Consider the following 23,946-nt stretch of genomic DNA (forward strand, 5'->3'; position numbering starts at 1 on the left):
CTCCTTTGCTACTAAGTTGAAATTAGCCTACCTTTTGGGTAAGCTAATTTCAACGCTATTCAAATTAGCTAATTTTTACAGGGGCCACTCTTATAATCAACCAAAAAGCTTCTATTGTATAAATTAACATTCAACTCTTTTCTGGAAACATTATCATAAAGTGGAATTTCCCAATATATTCTTAACAGCATATCTCGATTACTATGTTGTTTCTTGCATGCAACAGTAGCAGAAACCATAAAATAATCTCGTTGCTTAACTAGTACAGATTGCTGAAATGGTACGCGTAAGACTTTTATTTTCGTATTAGGATTATCATCCCAATCATTTAATATCATAGTATTTACTAAAGATGGTTTATCTCCCATATCTGGTGTACTTTCAGGGAATAACTGTGCTACATCACCAACAGTAATTGGGATTGAAAAGAGTTTTGAAGCCATATCAACCGATTTAATCAAATCGCCAATAAATTGATCAAACCAAAGTTGATTACCTTTAAAGCGAGTAGCATCACCTCCAAAGGTTGCATCACTCAAATAATCACCTTGGGCCTCATTCCCAGTTAAACCGTTACCTGAGGACACAAACTTAACAGTGACTGGATCGTCTTTGGAGCCTAAAGTAACGCCAGCATTATCAACATCATAGATATCACATGAATCTGCTGGCCAAGATTGGCCAGGTGTTACATAACCATTAGAGATTGATCCAAGTATTTCCAGTTGGCTTCCAAATTTGCCACTATTTTCACCAATATTCCCATCTGGAACTGCAACTACGACACCAAAGTCAAGCCGTTGTAATAATGAGCAATCTTTGCCAATCGTCGTGCGTTTCCATGTCCACTTCTTTTCATCAGGGTCGCCTAATGCTTCAAAAGTGGAGTGTGGTTCGAGAAGTTTGCCAAACCAGTAATCATCAGCATAACGAGCATTCGTAAGCGTTGATAGCTCGAATAGTGGGCTTAGCAATGTACTAAGTGAATCATCTAAGCCAAGATCGACTAATGTAGCTTCTCGGGTTGCATGGCGTTGGAGATATAACGAAAGATTTTGATCAACGATTGAAGGATTGGCTTGAGGCCCAAATGGGTGTTGGCGCAGGGCAAAATACAGGGCTTCAAATGTTCCGGTGGTGTCTTGAAGATCAGCCACAATATCGCCAGGCGTACCCAAGCTAGAGTGATATAAATCACCAGACAAGGCAAATGGATAAGTCATATTGCTATAATGCACTTGACCTGCTACATCCATATAGTCATCATACATAACCAAGGAGTTTATGGTCATTGTTGTTGGGGTAGTAGTTCCAGCTAATTCAGCAAGTGGTACATTCAAATATGTCACACCAGGCACATCGATTGGGCCGGTAATACTTGCTCGCGGGCTGAGTAAGGCAACCTTATCAATTCGGGCGATTGGGGCAGAAACCCAACCTGGCGCAACAAAGCGAATTTTGATCGTTTGATTTTGGAATTGCTGAATTGGTAATTGGGCGATCTTCCAGCCATCGTTAAGCGAACGATAGAGTTGATTCTGATCGATTCGGGTAATGATTGTAAAATCAACTCCTGAAAGCACTTCAACAGCCAAATGATGTTGCGCATTGCCATGATCTTTATTGCCAACTTGATAGACAAAGCGCAAGAATTGGCTATCATTGGCAACTTCAAAACCAGAACTTGTAACATGCTGCCAAGTCTGTGACATTTCGATAAATGCATGATCAGGGGCATGATAGGCTGCTTGTTTTGCCCGTGTTTCACCAGCGATCAGCTGAAGATTATCTAGCCAAGAAGTGGAATCGCCATGGCCTTGATGCCTAAATTGGAGCTTAATCGTTTGGCCTTGAAATTGAGCCAAGCCTAAGCGCGCTTCATGCCAACCATTATTTGGGTCATTGCCATGACCATAGACCGAACCTGCATCAATCGGTGTAACGATTTCAAAGCCAGCGCCACTCAACACATAAACCTCAATCACCGAACGCAACCACGCATCAGGGTGTTGGGTTTTATAGTTGAATTGGAGGGCTTCAGTATCGTATAGCACAGTCCAGGCATCGCTGGTAAAGTGTGCGTTATTCCCAGCAAAGCGCACAACCTGGCGATTCGAATCACTTGTTTCGAGCACAAATGGTGTATGCTCGCTGCTCGACCAGCCAGTTAATACGTGGCCTACTTGAACATTATCTAAACGTAAATAGGCAGTATTATGGGCTTCTAAGGTGAATTGAAGCTTAATTTTTTGGTCTTGGAATCGCTGCAAATCAAGCGCTAAAGCTTGCCAGCCTTGATCGGTTGAGCCAAGCAAAGAATTGGCAGGAAGTGGATAGATGATTTCAAAGTTACGCCCACTCAAGATACTGATTGCAACCCGCTGGCGTGCAGCAGGATTGTCGCTAAAGCCAGCTTGATAATCGAAGCGCACCTGTTGAGCAGTCAGCGGAACAGTAAAATCGAGCGAGGTTAGCTGCATTGCATGGCCATGCAGATAGCCATGATTGCCTTGGGTTGGATTCTGATCAATGCTAAGCGCTTGATGATTTTGGGATTGCCAAGCAGGCACATCTTGGACAAGCTTTAACGCTCTAATTTGGCTGATTGGGCGGCCATAGGCATCATTAATCAACTGGAGCTTGATGGTTTTCCCGCGATAGCCAACCAGATCAAGTCGACCTTGTTGCCAGCCTGCTTGGCTCGAACCCACAAAGCTATGGCCTTGGGGGAACTCAAGAATTTCAAAGTTTTCGCCACTTAATATCGTTATCAGGAGTCGTCGAGTAGCAGAAGGATCATCAAGATCGCCGAGCAGATATTCAAAATGAATGCTGGTTGCCGCAGGTGGCACAGCAAAATCAACACTACTGGCCCTCGTTTGCAGGCCTTCAAGATTGATCAGCGGCTGTTGCGGTTCAGCTAGCACGAGCTGAGTTTGTTCAAAATCAGCATTTTCAATCACATCAAAGGCCATAAAATCTTGCTCAAAATCAACGTTTAATGGAGTTCCTGAGGGTTGTGCTGCGGTATTGGTTCGCACAAACCTTGCATTTGAAATATCCCAACCTGGCACAGCCCTATTTAAAGTAAACCTATCAATCGAGGTAACTTGAGGATGGTGTGGCCACCAATCGTTGATGATTTTGATTTTGATCGTTTGACCACGAAATGCCTGAATATCAAGCACCGCTTCATGCCAACCATCAGTTAAGCGACCTTTCAAACTCCATTGATCAATGTTGGTTATCCTTGCAAATGATGCGCCACTCAAAATCTCAACAAAAAGCGGCGCACTCCCATCGTGCTGCCAACGTCCAGTACGATAGCGAAACGAAAGGCTTTGAACTTGTTGATTTAGATTGATTGGGGCGGAAATAAGACTGGCACTTGCTCCAGTAATTACCGCATATGCACCAATCAAATGATCATTGTGAATTGCAAATTCGCCAAAATTCGATAATTCCCAATCAGGAATTTCTTGCGTTAAGCGCAGATCGCGCACTTGGGCTGATGGCTGATCAATCCACCACCAATCATTAATAAAGCGAAGCTTAATCGTTTGGCCACGAAAGGCTTGAATATTTAATCGGCCTGTTTGCCAGCCAAGCCGATATTGGCCCTTAATGCGCCAATTGCTAATGTTGGTAACAGCCTCAAAGTTTGCCCCACTCAATACCTCTACATGCAGCGGGGTTATGCTATCAGCGGTTTTGCGCCCAACCATGTATTCAAACACCAGCATTTGGCTAGCATCGGGCACAACCAATGCTTCGGTTGTAAAGGCTTGACTGGCATTTTCGATGCTGAATGCTTCAGGGCTAAACGTTGCCAAAATTTCTCGATCACGGGCAAACTCGCAGTTCAACGGGTAGTTTGTAGGTGGTAAAGCCTGGTTGGTATGCTTGACCGAGGCATTTTGCGGCTGATTCGGTGATGGCTCTAACTCAGGTAAATCAATGCTAACAGCAGCCTCAGGGCATGGATCTGGTTCTAAATCAAAGGTTGAATATTCAGTAGCGGCAACCAATGGTTCGCTTACGGTTGCAGTAAGTTGGTAACTTCCAGTACGCGTGCCTGCATGGTCGCGTACCCAAATCGCATAGCGGCCTGTGGTTGGCGCAAGCGTCGGGCCGATCTGCGGATTGCCAGCGTTGCCACTATTATCGTCGCTGGCAATTAATCGGCCAGCTGGATCAAACAACGATAATTCGCCATTTAACATTACTTCATCGGCGGAGCGCTGCATATTAACGCTAATTTCTTGCTGCGCAACAACATCAATATAAAAGACATCTTGATCGGTTTTGGGCAAAATGGTCGCAACATTCGAGGTCTGGCCGCTACTCAGCACTTGATAATCATCGGCATCAAGCAGAATATCGTTTAATGCGGCATGCTTGGCGACGGGCTGAACGGTGGACGCGGTTGATTGAACAGCTTTTGAAGGGACGATACCAATCATCATACTACTTACAATCAACATACTCATAACACGGCGTATTGGAATCATCGCAGCCTTCCTTGTGATGTAGAAACAAACTGACAATCGTAGCGCTACAACCAATCCTAGATACACAAACCACAGATTTTTGGCATCACAGCTACAGCAATTTGCTAAATTGGCTAAAATGAGCGTAACTTGGCTCGGATGAGGTGACATATGGCACGCTATAAAAAGTGGTTTTGGGGAATTGTGGGCAGTTCGATTGTTATAGCAATCGTTTGCATTGTTGGGCTGAAATTCACCGCTGGTAAACGCAGCAGTTATGATTTTGATCCTGCGTATCCATTGGAATTTAGCTATGCGCAGCCTGGTAGCTTAGCAATTAGCCAAAATGAGCTAACATTAGAAAATCAGCAAAAAGCAATTATTTATTATCCAAATGATTTGTCACGCACATATCCAGCAATTATTTGGGGCAATGGCACGATTGCTTCGCCAGCAAAATATGCTGGTTTATTCGAACATCTGGCAAGTTGGGGCTTTATTGTGATTGACAGTTATAGTGAAACTACTGGCGATGGTGCGGCAATTATTCAAACTCTTGATTATTTAATTGCTGCCAATGCAGACCCAGCTAATCGTTTATTCCAAAAAATTCAACTTGATCAGATTGGCGCAGTTGGTACATCGCAAGGCGCAACTGGAATAATCAATGCCTTCAATCGCTATCCACAAGGCCAGATGATCAAAACCTTGGTCACCAATGCGCTGCCACAACAACGCTGGACAGACGAAGCACACATCTATGAGCCAAGTTTAATCACCGTTCCGTGGCTGATTCTGAGTGGAACCCGCGATCTAATTGTCTCGCCTGCTGCGGCCAACCAAGCCAGTTTAGAACAATCAAGCGCGAAGAAGCGCTTTTTGGCAATGTCGGTTGGCGCTGGCCATACCGAAATCGAAGCCGATGGCGGCAGTTATCGCGGCTATTTAACTGCGTGGCTGCTGGGTTTGCTGGCTGATGATCAACAGGCATTAAGCATATTTGAGCCAACTCATGGCGAAATTTGGGCTAATCCACATTGGACGCATGGTGTGGAGTATTCAGGCCCCAAATAAGCAAAATTGGCCTTACGACAACCAATCAAAGAGTTAGCGAGCAAAAAGGCTGCTTTTCGCTTGACACAGAACGCATGTTCTACTATACTCACAGCCAGCATATTTGTTCTCAAATGGTTGACTCACAGGAGGTTCGCTATGGCCATTACAAGTCGCGATCTACGTTCAGCGGAGGTTGTGCGCCGCACGAGACCTATCACCGTCATTACTCTTCCGCAAACGCGGCAGCGTTATGCGAGTCGCTCGGTATCGTTTGGTGTGCACAACAAGTTTGCCTATGCCATCACCATTATCTTGGCGTTGATTTTGGCCAACGCGATGTTCAGCCCAATTGTCTCGTGGTTCAAAGTTAAGTACGACGATGTAAAATATGGCCGCCCGCGCACCATGCAAACCACCGCCTTTGTTGGCCACGACGAAACCAACGGTTTGCCTTCGCACTTTGTCGCAATGAATATGGAACGCCGGATCGTGATTGTCGAAATGCCTGGTGGCGACCCAGCCAAGGCCCGCACCATTGTTGGCCCATACCTCTTTGGGTCAGGCGAAGACTTAACGCCTGTCAGCCTGCGCTTTACTGATGTCAATGCTGACCAACGTCTGGATATGTTGGTCAGCGTCAAGCAAGAAGAGATGGTGTATATCAACGATGCCAGCAGCAACCAATTTCGCATGATTACCAGCGAAGAGCTTGCCAAACTGCAACAATAATTTTGAACATTTCAGGGCAACCGAGAGTCAACAGCAAATATGTGAGTATCTACACCACTTCAGAGTCGCAACTGCGGCTCTGAGGTTTTTTAGCCCCAACTTGCACAATCGTTGAAGATTTGCTATACTTGATGACGTTGCTTTAGCAGCAAATCCCTTAGCCGATGTGGCGGAATTGGCAGACGCGCTACGTTCAGGGCGTAGTTCTCGCAAGGGAGTGTGGGTTCGACTCCCACCCTCGGCACCAAAAAACAATCGCGAATATTCGCGGTTGTTTTGTTTTAAACACGCTACATCAGCATGAAACTGCTGTGATAAGATAATGCATATTATTTGTTTAATGCCGAGGTATAGGGATGAAACCACTTAACCTCATTCTTTTTGGCCCCCCAGGTGCGGGGAAATCGACCCAAGCGGCCTATTTGGATAAATTAGCAGCAATCGATTCAATTTCGACTGGTCAACGTTTGCGCCAAACTGTCGAAACTGGCTCGGAATTAGGCCAAGAGGTTGCCCAAGTGATGGCCGCTGGCCGCTTGGTCGATGATACATTGATGAACAAGCTCTTGAATGAATGGCTGCTGACCATTCCCAGCGACGTTGGCGTGCTGCTCGATGGCTATCCGCGCACGTTGAGCCAAGCCCAAAGCCTTGATCAATTGATGCAAGCGATTAATCGCCCGCTTGAAGTGGTGATTGCGCTCACCCTCTCTGATGAAGAGGCAATTCGGCGCTTAAGTGGCCGCCGTATCTGCCGCATCAAGGGCCAGCCCGACCAAATTTTGCATATCAGCGACCAAGCAGCCTTAGACCAATGTCGCGCCAGCGGCGGCCAACTGATCGAGCGCGATGATGATAAGCCAGAAACGATTAAACGCCGTTTAGCTGAATACAATGCCAAAACTGAGCCATTACTTCAATTCTACGGCGAACGCGATTTACTGATTTTGATCGATGCTGATGGCACACCAAATGAAGTTTCTGAGGCAATTGAGCAAGCCTTGCAACAACGCTTTAATGGCGCAGAGTAGCACCTAAACATTAATATAACGCTTATTAGCTTTTATCAAAAACGTGCTACACTACATGCAGGTGCAGCAATGCACAAGCTATCAAGGAGGACTTTCAATGGCCAAGCCATTAGCAGTTAGCGATGCCGAATTTGAATCAGCAGTGATTAATTCCGATATTCCCGTTTTGGTTGATTTCTGGGCACCATGGTGTGGGCCTTGCCGCTCAATCGCCCCAGTGCTCGAAGAATTGGCCGATGAATACCAAGGTAAATTGTTAATTGCCAAGGTAAACACCGATGAAGATAGTGGCAACGCCATGAAATTTGGGGTTCAAGGGATTCCTACCTTGATCTTCTTCCAAGGTGGTCAAGAGGTCGATCGGATTGTTGGCGCAGGCCCCAAGAAGATCTACCAAGAACGGATCGAAGCGATTCTTAACCCAGCAACCGAAGCCTAATTAGGCTTGCTCGTAAGCGAAAACAGTACCAATCACAACGATTGGTGCTGTTTTTTATTGCCCAACAATTTTTGCCATGCTACACTGCCAACAGCACGATTACGCATTTTGATGCTTGGAGTTTGCCAATGCGGCGAGCATTCAATCAACTTGGGGCTTGGTTATATCGGGCGCTGCCTGGGCTTGGCCAGCGTTGGGCCAAACGCTTTGAGGTCCAAACAGTTGAGGCCCAGATTCCATGGACGGCGCTGCATGGAACGCTGGCGCAACAACGAATTAGTTTAATTACCACTGGCGGCGTGCATCTGCGCAGTGATCCAGCGTTTGATATGCACGATCCGCACGGCGACCCCAGCTTTCGTTTAATTCCTGCCAATGCTAAGCCCAGCGATTTGATGATTACCCACGATTATTACGATCATCGTGATGCTGATCGTGATGTGAATATCGTGCTGCCAATCAGCCATTTTCAACAGCTGGCAGTGCAGGGCACAATTCAGCACCTTGGGCCATGCTATAGCTTTATGGGTCATATTACCGACGAGCACATCGACACGTTAATCAAGCAAACCGCGCCAACCGTTGCCCGCAATTTACGCGCTGCTGGAATTACGGCGGCAGTGCTGACCCCTGCCTGAGGCATTTGCAACCAGTCCGTGGGACTGATCGCGCGGGTTTTAGAAGCAGCTGGAATTAGTACGGTCAGCTTTTTTCTGCTGGCTGAGATCGCCCAACAGCTTGGCGTACCCCGTGGCCTAAGCGTCAAGTTTCCCTTTGGCCATGTGTTAGGCGAGCCGCATAACGTTGTTCAGCAACAACTGTTGATTAAGCATGGTTTGGATCTCTTGCTGCAGGCCAGTCAAGCGGGCACATTCGTGCAATTGCCCTATCGTTGGAAGCGCGAAGATTGGGCTGGTTTGGCCCAAGCGCAACAGGCTGATTTAGCGCAATCAGACGCACAATAATTACAAAAACATGGTATGATTTTGAGCCATAATCAAGCTTTTGCAACCTAATTAAATTAATGCAACTGAACGGTGGCCCCACGATGGAAGAACGCGATCAAATTGATGCCAGCCTTCAGGAAAATCTCCTATCGTTTCGGATCGACACACTCACGATTTTGGTCTATTTGTGCTTGGGCTTTGGGGTATTTTGGTTTGCCATGTTGCTCACCCAAGTTACTGGCAACCCAAGTAATTATGCGCGCAGCGGCCCGCCATGGGCCTTGTTTGCGGTTGGCACAGGCGTGGCATTTTTGGGCTTGCGCTACAACAAAATTCGCTTAGCCCGTGGTGCATTCTTCTTCTCGATTGTCGGCACGCCAACCATTAGTTTATTTTTGCTGCCTGGCACAACCGCATTTATGGCCTACTCGCTGGTGCTTGCGGTCATTGTGGCTGGGATTTTGTATTCGCCACGCGCACCGTTTACCGTAGTTTGCTTAGTTATCATCATCTTTTTATCTGTCGGCTTTGCTTCAGCCACCAATGTTACCAATCATTATGGCTCGATTACCCAATTTATTACCACATTTACGCCTCCAATTGTAATCTTAATTTTGGCAGCTCTTACCAGTTGGCTCGCCACCCGCGACTTAGTGGCAACCGTCGAATGGGCCATGGAAAGCCATCGCTTGGCCGAGCGCCGCGCCGAACGCTTGCGAGTGAGCGAGGCTCGCGTAGCCCGCACGCTCTTGGAGCTTGAAGGCGCGTATGAGATGCAATCGCGCTTGAATAGCCAACTCCAAGTGTTGAATAAAGAGCTAGAAGTTGCCCGGACTGTTGCCGACGAAGCCAACACCTTGAAAACTCGCTTCTTGGCCAATATGTCGCATGAATTGCGCACCCCGCTCAATGCAATCATCAACTTTACCCAGTTTTTGGGCAAACCCCGCTATGGCGAGCTGACGGCGCGCCAAATTGAGCTGCAAGAACGGGTGCTGGTCAATAGCGAACATCTGCTCGGGTTGATCAACGACATCTTAGACCTTTCGAAAATTGAAGCGGGACGGATGGAATTGCAGCTCGAATTGCTTGATTTACAGCCGATTTTCAATGGGGTAATGGCCACTGCGGTTGGATTGACCAAAAGCAAGGGGCTGAATCTCGAAGCAGATGTCGAGGAAGAAATTCCGCCAGTACGCGGTGATAAAGTGCGGGTACGCCAGATTTTGCTGAATTTGCTCTCCAACGCGGCCAAATTTACCGATAGCGGGGGCATTACGCTGCGCGCCTTCGAAAGTGATGGCATGGTGCAAATTTCAGTGATTGATACCGGTGCAGGGATTCCTGCCCACGAATTGCCCTTGGTTTTTGAAGAATTTCACCAAGTTGAGCAAGCTGCTTCGGCGCAACGCCAGCAAGGCACTGGTTTGGGCTTGCCAATTAGTCGCCACTTGGTAGAATTACAAGGCGGCACGATGTGGGCCGAAAGCCAATTTGGCAGCGGTTCGAGCTTTAGCTTTACCCTGCCGATTGCCGAAAATCTTACGCCAGAAGTTGTGATTTTTGACCCACAGACGAAACAGACAGCGCTATGATAGACCCAAGATTTGCCCATGTGCTGGTCGTTGAAGATCGCGATGATACGTTTTTTGTGGTGCAAGATCTGTTGCTTGCTGAAGTTGGCGTGCGTTCGTGTGTGCGGTGTCGCGATGGTCGCTCATTAATTACGATGCTTGATGCACCGACATCAGGTTTGTTTGACTTAATTTTGTATGATATTAAACGGCCTTTACGGGCAGCATTTGCCCAATTGCCCATATTAAGAGTGCATCCAAAATTAATTGGCACGCGAATTGTCGCTTTAACCGCCAATATTATGATCGATGATGTAGAACGAACGCGGAATGCTGGTTTCGATGGTTTTATTGGCATTCCGATCAATCAAGATCGTTTTCCCAACCAAATTTGGCGCATTCTACACGATGAATGGGTTTGGGAACCACGCTAGCCAACCCAATAATCAGGAGCGCTTTTATGCAAACAATGTGGATGCTCGCCGCAGGCGATTTGCTTACCTTTTTATTAACTTCAGCCGCGTTGTGGTGGATCACCAGCATGATTGGCTTGATGGATGAGGAAAGTGGCTATTTAGCAAGGCTTGGAGCACTGATGATCACCATTGGCGGTGCATTATCGTCGTTCAACCGCTTTAGCAAATTAAGCTCTGGGCAAAGTCTGTTTGGTTGGTCGATTGATCTGTTTCAATTTTTAACTCCAGGTTTTGTGTGTTTGGCCTACGCGCTTTGGCATGGCCAGCAAGCCTTGCAGCTACGGCGTTCGGCCCAAATTTGGCTCGCGCCAATCCTCACGATTGTTGGCATTCAGGGTTTTACGGCATTGATGCTTGGCCGCCAAGCAGGCCCAAGCAAATTTATTTTGCTGCTGAGTTTCACCAGCATTGCCACCTTTATCGTAATTGGTTTATGCATTCGCCAAGCTCGTTGGCAACGCTTGCGCACGGTCGTTTTGTTCTCAACTGCTTATCTGACGATGATTAGCAGCATGAACATTATTGCGCATAGTTTCAGCGCGCCATCTGAACTCATGGTTTCGATGGTTTTGACCACGAATATGCTGGCGGCGCTCTTTTTTGCTGGGGCTGGCTGGATTTTGTATCAAACCACCAAACGGCGGCAACATCTGCACCGCACAATCGCCATGCTTGATGATACATTGGCCCAACCCTTATTAAATGGTCGGGCTGGGCCAATTCATTAATTATAAGTGATTGCGGTCGATAAATTCGTCAATAATCCGATTAAATTCTTGGGGCTTTTCGAGGCTGACCATATGCGCCACGTCAGGGAAGGCCACATATTGGGCATTGGTCACATGCTCGGCCAGATATTTCGCTGCTTCAACACAATCTGCTTCATCAAGTAGGCCAATAAAAATCAACAATGGCACTCGAATTTCGGCCAAACGGCCCATTGCTGGCGGATCTAATGGTTCGGCATCTGCCTCAACTGGTTGATTAATAAAATTCTCGTAGGTCATTGAGCGCACAGCTTCATAAACAGCATTATCGGCGCGACCTGCTGGCTGATTTGGCCCATCGGCCCAAAAGCGGGCTTCTAATTCAGCTAATAAAGCCCAATCTTTGGCTTCTTGGGCGGCTTGCATTTTGCCAATTGGCTCCACCAAATCTGGGGGAATTTCTTCTGAGCCAAAGCCACCCAAGCCGGAGCCAAGCACCACCAAGCCCTTGACACGATCGGGAAAGCTCAAGGTTGAATCAATCGCGATACTGCCACCGCGTGAATTCCCAATCAAAATCGCCTGATCAACCTTACAATGATCAAGCACAGCCAAAAGATCTTGGCGATTGGAAAAACTGACGGCTTCGGTTTTCGAGCGGCCAAAGCCACGGGTATCATAGCGAATCACCCGATATTTGGGCGAAAAATGAGCAACTTGGGCATCCCACATACGCGAATCGGCTACCCCAGCGTGGATAAAAACTAACGGCAAGCCACTGCCCACCGCTTCATAATACAATTCACCACCATCAACAGCGACATAGCCTGTTTCAAGCGTCTGACTCATCAAGAGTCCTCCACATACAATCAATATTAAGTTTAGTATAGCCGCACAATTGTTCGTTTTCTAGCGCCAAAAGACTGATATTTCAACCAATTTGCTAAGTTTATGGTACGATCAAGCTAGAACATTTTAGAACAGAAAGAGCTATGAACGAGACAAGCGCATTGCAAACCGATCTGTTGGCGTGGTTTCAGGCCAATGGGCGCGATTTACCGTGGCGACGCACCCGCAACCCCTACTATATTTTGGTGTCGGAAACGATGCTGCAACAAACCCAAGTTGATCGGGTTATTCCCAAATATGAGGCTTTTTTGGCGCTGTTTCCCACCGTCGAAGCCTTGGCTAGCGCCTCAACCGCCGATGTCATTCGTTCGTGGCAAGGCTTGGGCTACAATCGGCGGGCGGTTAATTTGCAACGTGCAGCCCAAGCGATTGTTGCTGCTGGCTATCCCGCCGAGCCTGCTGGCTTCCCCGATACGCCCGAGGGCTTGCGCAATTTGCCAGGCATCGGCGCGTACACCTCGGGGGCGGTGGCATGTTTTGCCTTCGAGCGTGATGTGGCGTTTCTTGATACCAATATTCGGCGCGTCGTGCGGCGCTTGTTGGTTGGCCCCGAAGATGCGCCGCCTGAGACCAACGAACAAACATTAATTGATTATGCCAAACAACTGATTCCGCCAGGCCAAGGTTGGGCTTGGAACCAAGCAATTATGGAGTTGGGAGCTTTGATTTGCAGCGCAGCCAAGCCCCAATGTTGGCGCTGCCCGCTCAATCAGCATTGTCGGGCCTATGCGATTTGGCGCGAGGCTAATACCCAGCTCGATATGTGGCAACCGCCAGTCATCAAGCCCCGCAAAAAGGCTGCCGAACAACCATTTCATAGCTCCAACCGCTATTTTCGCGGGCGCATTATCGATGCGCTGCGGGCGCTTGAAGCGCAACAAAGCCTCGATTTGGCAAACTTGGGGCCGCAAGTAAAGCCAGATTGGCTGGGCAACGAGGCTGATCTTACCTGGCTCGCCAAGTTGGTGAGTGGCTTGGCCCAAGATGGCTTGTTAATTTGGCAACACCAGCCTGAGCATGATTTAGCGGGTTGGAGCGTGCGGCTGCCAGCCTAAGCAGGTGAAGGAGTCGCTACGATACGTTGCGAAAGTATTTCATTGATTATGGCGAAGCAGGAGTATCCTAAACCCATAAACAAACGAGGCCACGTGAAGCACCATCACTGCTGGACACAATCGTCAGAGCAATTCTGCTCAACGAAGATGCGACGCTTCACAACCTAGTTTCAGCAAAGCCTTCACCGAAGGCAAGCAGCGTCCAAATATCGCCGTTGGTACGATTCAGCCAGTGGTTAATGCTAGGCCATTTCAACCACCTGAATCAACAACAAAGCTTGAGGGTTAGCCGTCGCAATGCCTGAACCGAGTATTCACCAGCGCTCAACTGGTTCACAAACCTGAAGCTGGGCTTACTCATTCGGTTAACTCAAGGACTTGATAGTTGCAGCGCAGTTGCTACCAACCTTGGTAGCGTGTTGAGCTAGGATTCTCTGATTGCCGGTCTGCGGCCAAGGCCCTCCTTTCCACGATCGCTATCGTGGTGCTATTGGCCAATATGGTGCCGGATGTTCTGGCCTTGATCGTTGACTGTTGCCGTGACTTGGCACCCCATGGATGGCGCATATTCCACCGCGCCGCCTGCTAAGCCAGCAACGGTGTAGACACCTCCTTCCGCCGCACCTTTGCCCAGCGTCCCCCTCGCTGGGCAAAGGATTTTTAGCCGCCTAAAAGATCAAGTTGCTCTTGTTCAAGTTTTATATTCTGGGTCAGCATTGCAGCAATCAAGGCTTGGCAATCGGCAAGCAATGGGTGTTGTTGGAGTTCAGTGAGGTTTTGGCGTTCTTTTTGATTCAACGCTTGTGTCGCATTGGGCATACGCTCAAAAATAGCTGGATCAGGTTGCCATAACTGAATTTGCGCAACGTGTTGGCGTAAATGAGCCAAGATGCGCAAGCCACCTACGTCGTAATCCCCCCAATGATACCAACCGACGCTTGGCAATGCGGTTGCTAGCTTGACCAGAAATTGGCAAAGGCTTGGACTCGCAAAGCCACCTGTATAGATCAGCATCGCTTGGGGCTGACGAGCAAGCATACTATGGAAACTGGTTAAATTTTCGATTGTAATAATTTCGCTACAGCTTGAATCGAGCACCGTAGCCTGACGCAAAATTGAGCTAGGCAAACCCAAACTTGGCCGAAAATCACCCAATTCGAGGATTTTTTGATTCAAACTCAACCGGACATCACCAGCAATTAACACATATTCTGGTACTTTTTCAAGCCCAAATGCTTGTAACAAAGCGCGGTCGTCATCGCCAAACTGCTTGGCTTGGGGCGCAAATTGGCGCAAAACCCGCAAAACTGCGCTTTCTAGCTCGCTAAATCGTTTGCTCTGGCGAAGCCAACGAACACTAAATAAGCGTTCTAGCATTGGCGTTTCTAATTGAGTTAGCCCATAAACTGCCCGTAGCAGATCGCGATTCCAAGTGAGGTCGGTTAAATCAAGTGGTTGGATTGAGCGTTGTTGAATTAATTGCTGTTCGAGCCACGCCAACCACTCAGCAAACCACGCCTGTGGATGCTCATATTCGGCCAACAATGCGTGCAACGCCTGCTCTTGCTCAGCCAAAGGCTGGCGTTTCAATAAATGATAAAGCGGCACAGCCTCAAGCAAATCGACAGCTTCAAGCCAATTATGCTCTTCCCATTTGCGCCAATGGAGTTTAATGACCTGCGTTCGAGCCAATTCAAGCAAACAACTATTGGTTTGTTGGCGTTCATCAACCTGCTTAGGGTCAAAATAACGCTGAAATTTAGCAGCTTTGATCTGAACGCGATTAACTCGCTGGCGATCGCGTTGCTCATGTTGGTCAAGCAATTGCTGCAAAATAGCGGTGCTAGTTTTGTTCAGATTCAGCATTCAGCGCCTCTAGACGTGCTGCATAATTCCGATATGGCTCAACCAAAACTCGCTGTTGCTGATCTTTCAAGCTCGTTAAAACCAAGGTTGTGCACATTTTTGGCACCAGATATTCACAGCGTTCAATCGGTGTAGCAGTGATAATCTGCAAGCCAAAATGATGGAAGAGATCGAGAGTCGAGCCAATCCGATCTTGATCCATTTTTGAAAATGCCTCGTCGAAGGCCACAATTCTGATGGTTGAGCGTTTGCTGCGTTCGCTAATTTTATACAGTTGCACAAACGATGCAGCGATTGTCACATAAAATGGCGTTTGAGTTTCGCCACCTGAAGTTTGACCCATAATCTTGCTCAAACGAGAGCGTGTACCATCACGATCAATCACATCAATGTCGTAGCTTAAATAGCGTCGATAGTCGGTAATTTGAGCTTGTTCAAGCTTTTCTTGGTCGGTTAATCCAGGCTGAATCAACAATTGAAAAAAGCGATCAAAGGTCGCCTTATGTTGTTGATAAAACTCACTATCTTGAATAATTTCACTGGTCACATTCGCTGATTGCTCGATTAGTTGATAAAAATCACGGAGTGAATCGGCAACTTCATAGCGAAAATGATAACGCTGGCCATTAAAATCTAAGCCTTGTAAAGCATCGTTAATTCGATCGAGTTCAGCTTTAGCGCGGCCAATATTTTCGCGTAACTTGTGTAAAACATGTTCACGTAGCTCTGTTTCAGTTTCATGTTTTGCTTCAGCAATTTTCTGCCCGAAATTGGGCAAATCTGTAGCTTCTAATTCAGCTTTTCTGGTTTGGAAGCTCGTTTGCTCAATATCGGCCAGCTCACGCGCCCCAAAATCGCGATTATAGAGCAGAACTTGTTCACGCAAAGCTTCTTGGCGATTATTGAAGCGCGTATGATAGCCGCGACTCTGTTGCTCAGCGGTTTCTTGCAAACGGCTAAATTGCGCAGCTTCAGTATTTTCACGCTGAAAATCGGCGCTTGCATCCTCAATTTGATTGGGATATTGCTGCTGCGTATGATCAAACAGGCTTTGAGCATTCAATAATTGATGGTTATCTTGTTGAAGTTGTTGTTCAAGTTGGTTGATTTTAGTTTTAAAAGCACCATTTAGCTCATTAAAGCGGCTAATATTTTTAGAATATTCATCATACATTGTTTGTAAACGCTTAACTTCTGCTTCAAGTGCTGCTACGCCGCTGGTATCAATACTATCGTGATCTTGTTGTAATTCAGCAAGCGTTCGTTGTAATTCACTTGCATCAAGTTCTTCCGCAAAATATGAATCTAAGCCTAATAAGATTTGTTGTAATTTTTCAAGTTGCTCAGAATATTGACGTTGACGTTGTTGTTCAGGACGTAATATCGCTAACTCAGCTTGGATTTCGGTTAATTGCTGGCGGCGACTTTCGATTTGCGAGCGTTGTGCACGTTCGCCGATAAACCAAGGCCGAAATTTGCGTGGATCGATTGAACGAGCCGTCCATTCTTGATACACCATCACTTCAGCGGTAATTGCTCGCCGATGTTGGCGCAAATCTTGAACTCGTTCGCATGTGATAATATCGCCTAAAATCGCTACAATATATTTATCAATTAAACCTGTTTTGGCTTTAACTTTCGTTGCCAATGATAATGGCCTTGCTGGGCGAGTTTCGGCGCTTGCTTGCTGCAAATCAACCAAGCCCACATCATAGAGGCGTTGTTTATCACGTAACTGATCAAGCAAATCGAGTGCTTGGCTATAATATTTAGGTTCAACAATAATATTGAATCGGCGCTGACCAAGCATTGCTTCAACAGCATCTTGCCAATGTTGATCAGGAATTTCTAAAAGCTCACAAAGCAAAAACAGTTCAATCTTTAATTCTTGTTTTAAGTAGTTACGCACATTTTCCACATTTTGTGGATAATGATTTTGGCGATTTGATTGTTCAAGGCTCGCAATTTCCTTTTTTAAGCTGCTTTCTTGTTCAACTAAGCGCGCAATCGTATCATCAGTTCTCGTCAGCGCTTGGATTTGCAGTTTTAAAGCAGATCCGGTAGCCACGTTTTGTTGCTGGAGTAAAGGAACAATTTGCTGCGCTTGGGGAATATACTCAGGCTGCTGCAATAGATTAACTAAATCTTGCTCAGCAATTGCTGGTAATGTATTCAATGATTGAGCAATTTGGGTTAATTTTGCTTGGAGTTGCCGCCAGCGTTGGTTAATTTTTTGAATTTGCTGCTGCAATTGCTGAATTTCGTTGGCAAGTTGTTGTTTACGGCGCACAACATCCGATTGATTTAATTGAACTTGGGCTTCAACTAAGGCAATTTGCGCATTGTGCTGCAAGCCAATTTGCTGTTCAAGGTCAGCTTGATTCAATTCATAATCACGGCGGGTATCGATTAATCGTTGTTGGTTTTGATTAATCTGTTGTTGAATTGCCGCAACGTTGTAATACGCCGCGAGAATTTCAAATTTCCCTTGCAAATCACGAAATCGTTTCGCTTCATCTTGGGTTTTGATAATTGCATTGAGGCTTTTTAATTGATCTTCGACTTGTTTGGCTTTGCGTTCCAAATCGCGTAGGCGTTCAACAACATTTTGCAAGGTATGCACATCAAGCGAATTCGGCTCCAACAACCATTGTTCAACAAACTCACGAATATTACGAATTGGCTGGAAGGTCAAGGCGCGCAGAAATAAATCGAAGAAGCGCTGGTTGAGGCCACCAAGCCGATTCAATAGCTCCGCCTGATATTCGCCAGTTTGGTCAAAGCTGTTAAAGCTTGTGCGATTACGAGCCAGCGCTTTGATTTCACGGCGGGTGCGTGGCTTCCCTTGATCAATAAACAGATCAGGGTCAAGCTGGCCATCGCCGATGAAGAAGGTTTTTTCGACGCTTTGGGTGGCAGCACGAGCTTCGAGGCAAACGCCGCTGATAAAGGCTTGGTGCTTCAGATCGTCAGTCCATTCCAACACTACATAGCCAATCGTATCCCCAGGTCGCAGCCAATGTTGCTCACCAATTTTGCCACGCACATAGCTATCGAGCGAACGCTGCGAGCGATCTTGAGCGGCGCTGTTAAACCGTACTCGCCCCAAATCGGCCACGAGCACAAGTTGCAACGCATCAAGGATTGACGATTTGCCAGAGCCATTATGCCCAGCCAAATACAAACTATCTTGGACATCTAAGACATGCCGATCGAAGCGATGCCAATGATATAAAAAAATTCGACTCAGCTTAATCATGCTTGCTCCTCGTCTGAATTGCTCGGGCGTTGATATTCGGCTAGGCGTTCGGCCAAAGCGGCGATGCCACTAGCAGGAACAATCACCTCAAGGGCTGGCAATAATTCAATCACGGTCTCAGGATCATTGGCTCTCAGCACCGTACTCTGCGGGGCACGAATTAATTTAAGTCCATTGAATAGACGTAAAGCACTATCAAAGACACCTTTTTTGCGAATAGCTCGATTAGGGAAAAACTCACTATAACGGTTATAGAGATCACTTACCGTCGTAGTAGGATAGCGCGTCAAACTTGGATTAAGGGATTCATATTGTTCAGCGTAAATCAGGCGCAATAACAGCAACCAGAGGGTTTCCTCTTTATCAAAGCGGCGGCGATGGCTGCCATCACGATGAAAGACATGAAAAATATGCAAATTTTCGGCGTAATGCAGTTCCCAGCCTGCAACTGCTAAATAATCACGCACCAAATCGATGCGGCGCACTAACCATGCAAAAATTCGCCGATCCTGCTCATCTTCACGCCAAATCAGACCATCGCTGAGCAAACGCCGCACGCTATCGGCAAATAATTGCTGTTCGGTTGATGAAAGTTGGCTATATTCTTCAGCAAAATTAACTAAACTCATGCTGGTTGCTCCGTTGAAACCCGCCGCACCAAGAAATCGCGAAAGCCCACGCCATCACGCTCAACCCACACACCATCATCAATTGGCTCAACTTTATAGCCCAGCGAGCCATCGCCATACGAGCGCAAATAGATAATTAATGATAAATCGTCAATACTTTCAAGCTCTATCTCTGAGCCACGCCGCTGCTCAGCATCGCCCAATAGTTGTAAGGCATAACGGCGCACCCGATCGCGGCTGATCGAACGGCGCAATTGGCGCAGGGTAGCCGCCTGTGCTTGTTCAATGTCGGCCTCGCTAATTGGTATATAGCTATCAGCCTGACTTTCAAAAGGCACAGCCGCACGCGTTGGCGCAGTTAACGATTGCTGATCAGTTAGTTGAACCTCGTAAATATTCAATAGTTCGTTAATTTCTGGGCTGGCTTGGGCATAGGCTTCAGGATTAGGTAAGATGTGGCTCAAAATACTGTGGAGTTGACCGCTGGTGCTGGTGCTAGCACTGAGAAATAATTCAATATTGCGCACTGCCGAATCAACAAATTGGCTATGACGAAGATCAATCACCCTAATTAATTGATCAAGTTGCTCAAAATGACTACGAATTGTTTCAATTTGCTCGCTTAATCGATTGTAGGCTAGTTCAAAACTAGCCGCCTCACCGCGACTAACCAAATGCTGCGCCGATAGATCGATGAGATTTGTGCGCTCGATTTTGTGCAAAAATTGTAAAATTGCAGGCCGATAGCGCGAAAGGTGGTCGGAGGTGCGCAACTGATGATAGGCTTGATCAACAATATCTTTGCGATAGCTGCCAAACACATGTTCAAGCACATCTTTGGTTTTGAGGGTTTTGAGTACAGTTTGAATGTGCAAACCAATATTGTGTTGCAATTCTTTGAGTGCTTGAGTCAGAAAAAGCGTCTGGTCATAGGCATTCGAAAGCCGATCGTGCGGCGCATCGCCAGTGCAGGCTTTTTCGAGCACATCGTGAATGCCACAAATCATGCCACGCAAATGTTGGCGCTGTTTGGTCGCAAGGTCTTCAAAGAGTTGCAACAGCCGAAAGGCATAATCGGGCAAAATAATCGCCGAGGAATAATCACTTTGTTGCTCGAAGCGCAGCCAACCCCAAGCCCGCAGCGAGCGTAAAATCGCCGAAGCATGGTTATTTTGCTCAAGCTCCGATTCTTCTTCGTGGGCATCGCTGGTCAGCACTTCAGCGTTCGGTTGCTCTAATTGTTGTTCGACGAGGCTTAATGCTCGTTCACGGCTGAGCGGTTGTGATTGTTGTTTGGTGGCGGCGAATAGTGCTAGCAACACTTGGGTATAAATTGCAGCCCCAGGGCTAGCGAGTGGGCGAAAAAGGTTGGCAGGAACGGTCTCGAACAAACTCATGGTAGCACGCATTTCTTTGGCGGATGCATGGTGAATCCATGACCAAGTGAGGATTAACTAATCATAACAAGCTTTCCTCACTCCCGCAAGCAGCCACTTCGTAGCAAAATTCTCAATCTTGACAAAGCATAACGCACTGCGTATAGTTAGTTTGTGTACGGACTATTTGTACACGAGGGATTGAAGAGCAGAGAGCAAAGAACATAGAACATAGCGAAATTATGAAGGATGAAGAATGAAGGCAAAAGCCTAGAGCCTATAGCCTATAGCCTCGTATTTCGTGCGCTTCGTGTCCTTCGTGGTTAAAAATTAATCGATTCGCTGTTCTTCATCAAGCTTACAAGGACGTAGCATTGTGGAAGCGCACTATCATTTGTGTTTTCAAGTTGGGCGCGTAGCCCGCCAATTGATCAGCCACTACAATCGGGTGTTAGCTCCCTTGGGGCTGACCACCGCCCAATACTTCGTTCTCGTAGCCATGAAGCCCGATGAAGCTCCAACCATGGGCGAACTTTCCAGCCGCACCTATCTCGATAATTCAACCCTAACGCCAATCATCGACCGCCTTGAGCGCGATGGCTGGCTCGAACGCATGCCCGACCCCAACGATCGGCGCACAACTCGCATCCAATTAACCAGCAGTGGTTTAGAGCGTTTGCCCGATGCTCGCCAACGTGGCGATGCGGTCGAAAACGCTATGCGTGAGCAATTAGGCGATTCATTGGTCGATTTGTTGACCGATGGCTTGCGTAAGGTTGCCCGAATCGAACTTTAATTGTTTTTCCAAACCTGCAATCAGCCCCAAAGAGCTGCAAAACCCTCGCTGATTACAGTTGATCGTTTATTAAATTGCTTCCAACCAGAAAGAAAGGTGGTTCAATGACGTACCGCATTCAACGGGCAGTGGTAATTGGCTCAGGCACCATGGGCGGTGGCATCGCCGCGCATCTGGCCAATGCTGGCGTTCGCACCATGTTGTTGGATATTGTGCCAAACAGTTTAACGCCTGAAGAAGAGGCCAAAGGGCTTTCGTTACAAAGCAAAGCTGTGCGCAATCGGGTTGTGCAAACTGGATGGGATCGCGTGGTCAAGAGCAGCCCCGCCGCGCTGATGAATAAAAAAGCTGGCGAGTTGGTGCAACTTGGCAATCTCGAAGATGATTTTGCCGTGATCAGCGAAGCCGATTGGGTGATTGAAGTTATCGTTGAGAAGCTCGAACCCAAGCAACAACTTATGGCCCGAATTGACGAAATTCGCAAAGCTGGCAGCATTATTTCATCAAATACCAGCGGGATTCCGATTCACAAAATTGCTGAAGGCCGCTCGGACGATTTCAAAAAGCACTTCCTTGGAACTCACTTCTTCAATCCACCACGCTACCTCAAATTGCTCGAAGTGATTCCAACCCCCGATACCGATCCAGCGATTATTGACTATATTCGCAGCTTTGGACAAGAACGCTTGGGCAAAGGCGTGGTTATCGCCAAAGATACGCCCAACTTTATTGCCAACCGCATCGGCACGTTTGGCGGCGCATATGCCATGAAATATATCGTCGATAACGGCTACACAATCGAAGAAGTCGATGCTTTAACTGGCACCTTGATTGGTAATCCCAAATCGGGAACCTTCCGGCTTGGCGATTTGGTCGGGATCGATGTAATGGTTGGGGTTGCCCACAACCTCTACAATCTCGTGCCCGATGATGAATCACGCGATGCGTTGCTGGCTCCTGCGCCGGTTCAAGGCTTGATGGAACGCGGCTGGCTCGGCCAAAAATCTGGCCAAGGCTTCTACAAAACCGTCAAAGGTGCGAATGGCAAGGAATTTTGGGTGCTCGATTGGGAAACTGGCGAGCATCGCGCCCCGCGTGAAGTTGATTTGCCAATCATCAAGCAAGCTAAAAAGCAAGGCAATTTGGCTGCGCGCTTGCGCTTCTTAGTCAACCAAAGCCAAGATCGGGGCAGTAAGTTGATTGCCGACACCTTGCTGCCATCATTGGCCTATGCTGCGCGCCGCGTGCCAGAAATTAGCGACCATCTCTACGATGTTGATAATGCCTTGCGCTGGGGCTTTGCCAAAGAGATGGGACCATTTGAAATGTGGGATGCAATTGGCCTCGCCGATGGCGTGAAGTTGATGCAAGAACGCGATATTCAAGTGGCCGATTGGGTGTTGGCGTTGCTTGAAAAAGGTCATACCTCATTCTATCAAACGGTCGATGGCGCTAAACAAGCCTACAGCCCAGTCACTGGCGAATATGAAGCAGTACCAAGCTCCGACTTGAAGCTTGACCTTGATGAATTGCGCAACGCTGGCAAAGAAGTCGCGCGCAACGATTCAGCCAGCTTAATCGATTTGGGCGATGGCGTATTGTGCTTCGAATTCCATTCCAAGATGAACGCGCTGGATAGCGAAATCACCGAAATGGGCTTCAAAGCCTTGGAATTGCTCAAAGACGATCGCTGGACGGGCATGGTCGTTGGCAACCAAGGCTCAGATTTCTGCATCGGAGCCAACATCTTTATGTTGATGATGGCAGCTCAAAACGATCAATTTGATCAGCTTGAGCAAATGTTGAAAACCTCGCACGACCTGATGCAAGGCATGCGCTTCTCGCCCAAGCCAATTGTGACCGCGCCTTTCGGACGGGTGCTTGGTGGTGGCGCTGAAGTTTCGATGCACGGCTCGCGCATGTGTATCGCCGCCGAAACCTACATGGGCTTGGTCGAAGTTGGGGTTGGCTTGATTCCTGGGGCTGGCGGGGTCAAAGAATTTGTGCGCCGCGTCATCTCTCCTGCAATCAAACTAGCTCCCGAAAGCGACCCAACGCCATATCTACAACGAGTGTTCGAGCAAATCGGCATGGCCAAGGTTGGCACCAGCGCCTTCGAAGCCCGCGACCAAGGCTTTGTCACCGAAGCCGATCGGATTGTTATGAACAGCGATGAGTTGCTTGGCCGCGCTAAGCAATTTGTACTCGATTTGGCTGCTGCTGGCTTTACCCCACCAGCCCGCGAAAAGCTCTATGCCGCTGGCCGCGATGGCTTGGCAGCAATGCGCGTTGGCGTGTGGATGATGCAACAAGGCGGTTATATTTCCGAATACGATGCCTTTATCGGCAACAAACTAGCCTATGCCATCGCTGGCGGCGACCTCAGCAGCCCACAATGGGTTGATGAAGAGCATTTCTTGGCGATGGAGCGCGAAGTGTTCTTGGCACTTTGTCACGAACCAAAAACCATGGAACGCATCATGTTTATGTTGCAAAACAACAAGCCATTGCGGAATTAGTAAAGACTGGGGGCTGGTTGTTGGGGGTTGGGGATCGGTAGATTAACATTCTAGTAAAGACCAACCCGTTGCGATTCGCGAATTGGGA

18 protein-coding genes and 1 tRNA gene are annotated in these 23,946 nt (G+C 47.5%); 13 read left to right on the plus strand and 6 right to left on the minus strand.

What is annotated here, in order from left to right:
• Positions 1 to 68 precede the first annotated feature (68 nt).
• Entirely contained in the window at positions 69 to 4,511 is a 4,443-nt protein-coding gene (locus JOD20_RS03620) for a hypothetical protein (protein ID WP_204753954.1), read from the minus strand.
• 150 nt (positions 4,512 to 4,661) lie between these two features.
• Here JOD20_RS03620 and JOD20_RS03625 point away from each other — a divergent pair, with 150 nt between their 5' ends.
• From JOD20_RS03625 to JOD20_RS03670, 10 genes are all read left to right on the plus strand, one after another.
• Entirely contained in the window at positions 4,662 to 5,564 is a 903-nt protein-coding gene (locus JOD20_RS03625) for a poly(ethylene terephthalate) hydrolase family protein (RefSeq protein WP_204753955.1), read from the plus strand.
• 138 nt (positions 5,565 to 5,702) lie between these two features.
• Complete coding sequence (locus JOD20_RS03630; RefSeq protein WP_204753956.1) at positions 5,703 to 6,275, plus strand: hypothetical protein; 573 nt, start codon at positions 5,703 to 5,705, stop codon at positions 6,273 to 6,275.
• Positions 6,276 to 6,435: 160 nt separating this feature from the next.
• A tRNA-Leu gene (locus JOD20_RS03635) sits at positions 6,436 to 6,522 on the plus strand.
• A gap of 109 nt (positions 6,523 to 6,631) precedes the next feature.
• A complete protein-coding gene (locus tag JOD20_RS03640; RefSeq protein WP_204753957.1) occupies positions 6,632 to 7,306 on the plus strand; it encodes an adenylate kinase family protein in 675 nt (224 codons plus the stop codon).
• A gap of 97 nt (positions 7,307 to 7,403) precedes the next feature.
• Complete coding sequence (gene trxA, locus JOD20_RS03645) at positions 7,404 to 7,745, plus strand: thioredoxin (RefSeq protein ID WP_054532876.1); 342 nt, start codon at positions 7,404 to 7,406, stop codon at positions 7,743 to 7,745.
• A 44-nt stretch (positions 7,746 to 7,789) separates the two neighbouring features.
• The gene (locus tag JOD20_RS03650) at positions 7,790 to 8,383 is read left to right on the plus strand and encodes a glycine/sarcosine/betaine reductase selenoprotein B family protein (protein WP_204753958.1); all 594 of its coding nucleotides are present in this window, start codon (positions 7,790 to 7,792) and stop codon (positions 8,381 to 8,383) included.
• Positions 8,384 to 8,401: 18 nt separating this feature from the next.
• Positions 8,402 to 8,710: a hypothetical protein gene (locus tag JOD20_RS03655; RefSeq protein ID WP_204753959.1), complete on the plus strand. Its 309-nt coding sequence runs from the start codon at positions 8,402 to 8,404 to the stop codon at positions 8,708 to 8,710.
• A gap of 83 nt (positions 8,711 to 8,793) precedes the next feature.
• Positions 8,794 to 10,287, plus strand: a complete 1,494-nt coding sequence (locus tag JOD20_RS03660; RefSeq protein ID WP_204753960.1) for a sensor histidine kinase — start codon at positions 8,794 to 8,796, stop codon at positions 10,285 to 10,287.
• Complete coding sequence (locus tag JOD20_RS03665; RefSeq protein ID WP_204753961.1) at positions 10,284 to 10,700, plus strand: response regulator; 417 nt, start codon at positions 10,284 to 10,286, stop codon at positions 10,698 to 10,700. The genes JOD20_RS03660 and JOD20_RS03665 overlap by 4 nt, the downstream gene beginning before the upstream one ends.
• A 26-nt stretch (positions 10,701 to 10,726) precedes the next feature.
• Entirely contained in the window at positions 10,727 to 11,470 is a 744-nt protein-coding gene (locus JOD20_RS03670) for a hypothetical protein (RefSeq protein WP_204753962.1), read from the plus strand.
• Here the strand turns inward: JOD20_RS03670 and JOD20_RS03675 are convergent, their stop codons facing one another.
• Entirely contained in the window at positions 11,471 to 12,298 is an 828-nt protein-coding gene (locus JOD20_RS03675; protein ID WP_204753963.1) for an alpha/beta fold hydrolase, read from the minus strand.
• 143 nt (positions 12,299 to 12,441) lie between these two features.
• Here JOD20_RS03675 and JOD20_RS03680 point away from each other — a divergent pair, with 143 nt between their 5' ends.
• A complete protein-coding gene (locus tag JOD20_RS03680) occupies positions 12,442 to 13,413 on the plus strand; it encodes an A/G-specific adenine glycosylase (protein WP_204753964.1) in 972 nt (323 codons plus the stop codon).
• A 660-nt stretch (positions 13,414 to 14,073) separates the two neighbouring features.
• Here the strand turns inward: JOD20_RS03680 and JOD20_RS03685 are convergent.
• The 4 genes from JOD20_RS03685 to JOD20_RS03700 are packed head-to-tail and all read right to left on the minus strand — an operon-like array spanning position 14,074 to position 20,564.
• Positions 14,074 to 15,279 (minus strand): Wadjet anti-phage system protein JetD domain-containing protein, encoded by a 1,206-nt coding sequence (locus JOD20_RS03685; protein WP_204753965.1) that lies wholly within the window; start codon positions 15,277 to 15,279, stop codon positions 14,074 to 14,076.
• Entirely contained in the window at positions 15,257 to 18,538 is a 3,282-nt protein-coding gene (locus JOD20_RS03690) for an ATP-binding protein (RefSeq protein ID WP_204753966.1), read from the minus strand. The genes JOD20_RS03685 and JOD20_RS03690 overlap by 23 nt, the downstream gene beginning before the upstream one ends.
• Entirely contained in the window at positions 18,535 to 19,167 is a 633-nt protein-coding gene (locus JOD20_RS03695) for a DUF4194 domain-containing protein (RefSeq protein WP_204753967.1), read from the minus strand. The genes JOD20_RS03690 and JOD20_RS03695 overlap by 4 nt, the downstream gene beginning before the upstream one ends.
• Complete coding sequence (locus JOD20_RS03700; protein ID WP_204753968.1) at positions 19,164 to 20,564, minus strand: Wadjet anti-phage system protein JetA family protein; 1,401 nt, start codon at positions 20,562 to 20,564, stop codon at positions 19,164 to 19,166. Before JOD20_RS03700 ends, JOD20_RS03695 begins: the two co-directional genes overlap by 4 nt.
• 355 nt (positions 20,565 to 20,919) lie before the next feature.
• Between JOD20_RS03700 and JOD20_RS03705 the strand changes: the two genes are divergently transcribed.
• Together JOD20_RS03705 and JOD20_RS03710 are read left to right on the plus strand one after the other, a co-directional pair.
• Positions 20,920 to 21,339 (plus strand): MarR family transcriptional regulator, encoded by a 420-nt coding sequence (locus JOD20_RS03705; protein WP_204753969.1) that lies wholly within the window; start codon positions 20,920 to 20,922, stop codon positions 21,337 to 21,339.
• 104 nt (positions 21,340 to 21,443) lie between these two features.
• Positions 21,444 to 23,858 (plus strand): 3-hydroxyacyl-CoA dehydrogenase/enoyl-CoA hydratase family protein, encoded by a 2,415-nt coding sequence (locus JOD20_RS03710; RefSeq protein WP_204753970.1) that lies wholly within the window; start codon positions 21,444 to 21,446, stop codon positions 23,856 to 23,858.
• Positions 23,859 to 23,946: the final 88 nt, after the last annotated feature.

Origin of the sequence: Herpetosiphon giganteus (genome assembly GCF_016907925.1) — a bacterium.
GTDB lineage: Bacteria > Chloroflexota > Chloroflexia > Chloroflexales > Herpetosiphonaceae > Herpetosiphon > Herpetosiphon giganteus.

Bases quoted from the DNA above. Each gene is read 5' to 3' on its own strand.
- JOD20_RS03620 (WP_204753954.1), bottom strand. From the start codon at position 4,511: ATGATTCCAATACGCCGTGTTATGAGTATGTTGATTGTAAGTAGTATG.
- JOD20_RS03625 (WP_204753955.1), top strand. From the start codon at position 4,662: ATGGCACGCTATAAAAAGTGGTTTTGGGGAATTGTGGGCAGTTCGATT.
- JOD20_RS03630 (WP_204753956.1), top strand. From the start codon at position 5,703: ATGGCCATTACAAGTCGCGATCTACGTTCAGCGGAGGTTGTGCGCCGC.
- JOD20_RS03640 (WP_204753957.1), top strand. From the start codon at position 6,632: ATGAAACCACTTAACCTCATTCTTTTTGGCCCCCCAGGTGCGGGGAAA.
- trxA (WP_054532876.1), top strand. From the start codon at position 7,404: ATGGCCAAGCCATTAGCAGTTAGCGATGCCGAATTTGAATCAGCAGTG.
- JOD20_RS03660 (WP_204753960.1), top strand. From the start codon at position 8,794: ATGGAAGAACGCGATCAAATTGATGCCAGCCTTCAGGAAAATCTCCTA.
- JOD20_RS03665 (WP_204753961.1), top strand. From the start codon at position 10,284: ATGATAGACCCAAGATTTGCCCATGTGCTGGTCGTTGAAGATCGCGAT.
- JOD20_RS03670 (WP_204753962.1), top strand. From the start codon at position 10,727: ATGCAAACAATGTGGATGCTCGCCGCAGGCGATTTGCTTACCTTTTTA.
- JOD20_RS03675 (WP_204753963.1), bottom strand. From the start codon at position 12,298: ATGAGTCAGACGCTTGAAACAGGCTATGTCGCTGTTGATGGTGGTGAA.
- JOD20_RS03680 (WP_204753964.1), top strand. From the start codon at position 12,442: ATGAACGAGACAAGCGCATTGCAAACCGATCTGTTGGCGTGGTTTCAG.
- JOD20_RS03685 (WP_204753965.1), bottom strand. From the start codon at position 15,279: ATGCTGAATCTGAACAAAACTAGCACCGCTATTTTGCAGCAATTGCTT.
- JOD20_RS03690 (WP_204753966.1), bottom strand. From the start codon at position 18,538: ATGATTAAGCTGAGTCGAATTTTTTTATATCATTGGCATCGCTTCGAT.
- JOD20_RS03695 (WP_204753967.1), bottom strand. From the start codon at position 19,167: ATGAGTTTAGTTAATTTTGCTGAAGAATATAGCCAACTTTCATCAACC.
- JOD20_RS03700 (WP_204753968.1), bottom strand. From the start codon at position 20,564: ATGAGTTTGTTCGAGACCGTTCCTGCCAACCTTTTTCGCCCACTCGCT.
- JOD20_RS03710 (WP_204753970.1), top strand. From the start codon at position 21,444: ATGACGTACCGCATTCAACGGGCAGTGGTAATTGGCTCAGGCACCATG.